General features: G+C 69.3%; 4 protein-coding genes and 1 tRNA gene. 1 reads left to right on the top strand and 4 read right to left on the bottom strand.

From position 1 onward, the window contains the following. Positions 1–61: 61 nt before the first annotated feature. The 4 genes from ACWF94_RS35225 to ACWF94_RS35210 form a co-directional block, all read right to left on the bottom strand. On the bottom strand, positions 62–1,039 hold the full coding sequence (locus ACWF94_RS35225) for a ribose-phosphate diphosphokinase (protein WP_453498195.1): 978 nt from the start codon (positions 1,037–1,039) through the stop codon (positions 62–64). A 118-nt stretch (positions 1,040–1,157) separates the two neighbouring features. After that, on the bottom strand, positions 1,158–2,606 hold the full coding sequence (gene glmU / locus ACWF94_RS35220) for a bifunctional UDP-N-acetylglucosamine diphosphorylase/glucosamine-1-phosphate N-acetyltransferase GlmU (RefSeq protein ID WP_453498192.1): 1,449 nt from the start codon (positions 2,604–2,606) through the stop codon (positions 1,158–1,160). A gap of 98 nt (positions 2,607–2,704) precedes the next feature. Then, positions 2,705–2,833: a pentapeptide repeat-containing protein gene (locus tag ACWF94_RS35215; protein WP_453498190.1), complete on the bottom strand. Its 129-nt coding sequence runs from the start codon at positions 2,831–2,833 to the stop codon at positions 2,705–2,707. A gap of 11 nt (positions 2,834–2,844) precedes the next feature. Continuing rightward, positions 2,845–2,916 (bottom strand) — tRNA-Gln (locus tag ACWF94_RS35210). 322 nt (positions 2,917–3,238) lie between these two features. Here ACWF94_RS35210 and ACWF94_RS35205 point away from each other — a divergent pair. Then, the coding region (locus tag ACWF94_RS35205; protein WP_453498187.1) for a sensor histidine kinase at positions 3,239–4,122 on the top strand (884 nt) is incomplete at its 3' end.

The raw sequence follows: 4,122 nt of genomic DNA, 5'->3' as shown, positions 1-4,122 counted from the left end.
CTCCCGGAGGGTGCGGCCCTGACCGTACTGGCGGCTGGACTGCCGGCTGGACGCCGTGCGCCTACGCCTGCTCGTCGAAGAGGCTCGTCACCGAACCGTCCTCGAACACCTCGCGTACCGCGCGGGCGATCGTCGGCGCCATCGACAGCACCGTGATCTTGTCCAGGTCGAGATTGCCCGGGTCGGGCAGCGTGTTGGTGAAGATGAACTCGCTGACCTTCGAATTCTTCAGCCGGTCCGCGGCCGGTCCGGAGAGCACACCGTGGGTGGCCGTCACGATCACGTCCTCCGCGCCATTGGCGAAGAGCGCGTCGGCGGCGGCGCAGATCGTGCCACCGGTGTCGATCATGTCGTCGACGAGCACACAGACCCGGCCCTCGACATTGCCGACGACCTCGTGGACGGTCACCTGGTTGGCGACATCCTTGTCACGCCGCTTGTGGACGATGGCCAGGGGAGCGCCGAGGCGGTCGCACCAGCGGTCGGCGACCCGGACCCGGCCGGCGTCCGGGGAGACCACGGTGAGCTTGTCCTTGTCCGTCTTCGCGGCGACGTAGTCGGCGAGGAGCGGGAGCGCGAAGAGATGGTCGACCGGGCCGTCGAAGAAGCCCTGGATCTGGTCGGTGTGCAGATCGACGGTGAGAATCCGGTCCGCGCCCGACGTCTTCATCAGATCGGCCACCAGCCGGGCGGAGATCGGTTCCCGGCCGCGGTGCTTCTTGTCCTGCCGGGCGTAGCCGTAGAACGGCACGATCACGGTGATGCTCCGGGCGGAGGCCCGCTTCAGAGCGTCGATCATGATCAGCTGTTCCATGATCCACTTATTGATGGGGGCGGTGTGGCTCTGCATCAGGAAGCAGTCGGCACCTCGGGCCGACTCCTGGAACCGGACGTAGATCTCGCCGTTCGCGAAGTCGAAAGCCTTCGTCGGCACCAGGCCGACACCCAGTTGATGTGCGACTTCCTCGGCCAGCTCGGGGTGTGCGCGGCCGGAGAAGAGCATGAGTTTCTTCTCGCCGGTCGTCTTGAACCCGGTCACAGCACTGTCTCCTCAGAGGGTGTTCTCTGGCCACGGCGGTACGGACGTACAGAACGCGGGCCAGCCGAATTTGTGTGCACGTATCACGGTACGCCGTGTTCGGCGCCGCTGTTTCCGGTCAGTTCTCGTCGGGGACTTGTTCGACGGCCGCCGCGGCGGCCTGGGCGGCGGCGCTGCCGGGGCGCTTACGGGCCACCCAACCCTCGATATTCCGCTGCTGGCCCCGGGCGACGGCCAGCGAACCGGCCGGTACGTCCTTGGTGATGACGGACCCGGCCGCGGTGTACGCGCCGTCCCCGACCGTGACGGGCGCCACAAACATGTTGTCCGAACCGGTCTTGCAGTGCGAGCCGATCGTGGTGTGGTGCTTGGCTTCTCCGTCGTAGTTCACAAACACGCTGGCAGCGCCGATGTTGGTGTGGTCGCCGATGGTCGCGTCGCCGACGTAGGAGAGATGCGGCACCTTGGTGCCCTTGCCGATGGTGGCGTTCTTCATCTCCACGTACGTGCCGGCCTTCGCCTTCGTGCCGAGCCGGGTGCCGGGGCGCAGATAGGCGTACGGGCCGACCGAGGCGCCCTCGCCGACCTCGGCGGAGTCGGCGACGGTGTTGTCCACCCGGGCGTCCCTGCCCACGGCGGTGTCCCTCAGACGGGTGTTGGGGCCGACCTCGGCGCCTTCGGCGAGGTGGGTGGCGCCCAGGAGCTGGGTGCCGGGGTGGACGATGGCGTCTGGCTCAAAAGTGACGGTGACATCGATGAGTACCGACCCCGGGTCGACCACGGTGACCCCGGCGAGCATCGCCCGCTCCAGGAGCCGTTCATTGAGCAGCCCCCGGGCCTCGGCGAGCTGGACGCGGTTGTTGATGCCGAGGATCTCGCGGTGATCGCCCGCGATGGACGCGCCGACCCGGTGACCGGCCTCGCGCAGAATGCCGAGGACGTCGGTGAGGTACTCCTCGCCCTGGCTGTTGTCGGTACGGACCTTGCCGAGCGCGTCCGCGAGGAGCTGGCCGTCGAAGGCGAAGACACCGGAGTTGATCTCCCGGATCGCCCGCTGGGCGGCGGTGGCGTCCTTGTGCTCCACGATCGCGGTGACGGCGCCGGATGAGGCGTCGCGCACGATACGGCCGTAACCGGTGGAGTCGGGCACCTCGGCGGTCAGGACGGTGACGGCGTTGCCGTCGGCGGCGTGGGTGGAGGTGAGGGCGGTCAGTGTCTCGCCGGACAGCAGAGGGGTGTCGCCGCAGACGACGACGACCGTGCCTTCGATGCTCTGGCCCAGCTCTTCGAGGCCCATCCGCACCGCGTGCCCGGTGCCGTTCTGCTCGGCCTGGAAGGCGGTGCGGGTACCGGGGTACTGCTCGGTGAGATGCCCCTTGACCTGCTCACTCGCATGCCCGACGACCACGACGAGATGCTCGGGCGCCAGCTCGCGGGCGGCGCAGACGACATGGCCGACGAGTGATCGCCCGCAGATTTCGTGCAGAACCTTGGGAGTCTTCGACTTCATACGGGTGCCCTCACCCGCTGCGAGGACGACGACGGCTGCCGGGCGGTTGGCGCTCACGGGAATGCCCTTCGGCTTCGGGTGGTGGACACCCGAAGGATACCGGGGGGTTTCCTGGGGAAACCAAGGCCGGGATCCTGTCGGGGGTCTGAGTCGGTTCAGCCCGGGGCCGGACCGGATCCGGGCCGAAATCGTATGGTCCGCCGAGCCCGGATCAGCCGAGCCCGGATCAGCCGAGCCCGGATCAGCCGAGCCCGGATCAGCCGAGCCCGGATCAGCCGAGCCATGGATCAAGAGGCTCCCCCGCCAGGACTCGAACCCGGACTAATGGCACCAAAAGCCACTGTGCTGCCGATTACACCACAGGGGATAGCAGAGTCGATCAAACCAGATGGAGGGCCAGGGTTGTCGACTGGGCACCCCACACTATGCCGTACCACCTGCCTCCCCCGCGACGGTACTTCCCCGTTTCGGCCCCGGTACGGGCCCATGCCGGGGTGTGCGGAGGTCGCACGGGGGTCTACGGGGTCCAACGGGGGGCTACGGGGGTCTGTAGCCGTGTGCGGCTACCCGGCACACCCGCGCCGCACGGTGGAACCCGGGCCCCTCGGGTGCGCTCCCGCGAGGGGGCCGCGCCGCTCCGGCGGGAACTGCCAGGAAATTCCTCCGGCCCCGCCCTTAGTCTGGGAGACATGACCACAACGGGGGCACACCAGGACGCCACGGGCACGGCCGCCCGTACCTGGCTGTGGTGGGGACGGCGGCGCAGTGCCGCGCTGGACGTGGGGCTCGGACTGCTGTCCGCCCTGGAGTGCGCTTGGGAGGGCGCGAGATTCGCGGAGAAGACCGCGCTTCCGCTGCCCGCCGGCGTGCTGTTCGGGCTGATCGTCGGATCGGTGATCGTACTGCGGCGGCGGTGGCCGATCACCGTGGTGCTCGTCTCGATCGCGATCACGCCCGCCGAGATGGGCTACCTGCTGGGCCTCGTCGGGCTCTACACGCTCGCCGCGTCCGAGGTGCCCCGGCGGATCATCGCCACCCTCGCGGGCATGTCGCTCACCGCCACCTTCATCGTCTCCGTGATCCGCGTCCGCCAGGATGTGCGCTCCTCCGACTTCGCGGAGCCCGGAGCCTGGTACGCACCGCTGATGGCCGGCTTCGTCGCCGTCGGTGTGACACTGCCGCCCGTTCTCTTCGGCCTCTATATAGGCGCCAGGCGACGGCTGATGGAGAGCCTGCGCGAGCGCGCCGACAGCCTGGAGCAGGAACTGTCCCTGCTCGCCGACCGGGCCGAGCAGCGCGCCCAGTGGGCGCGTACGGAGGAACGCACCAGGATCGCCCGCGAGATGCACGACGTCGTGGCCCACCGGGTGAGCCTGATGGTCGTCCACGCCGCCGCGCTCCAGGCGGTGGCCCTCAAGGACCCCCCGAAGGCCGTGAAGAACGCCGCGCTGGTCGGGGACATGGGCCGCCAGGCCCTCACCGAACTGCGCGAGATGCTCGGGGTGCTGCGCACGGGCGACGGCGAGGAGCGCCGGGCCGTGCCCGTGCCGCTCGCCGCGGTCGGCGCCGCGGC

The organism is Streptomyces sp. NPDC055078, from assembly GCF_053607985.1.
The sequence above is the reverse complement of the archived record's forward strand: the minus strand, read 5'-3'. Positions and strand labels throughout refer to the sequence as shown.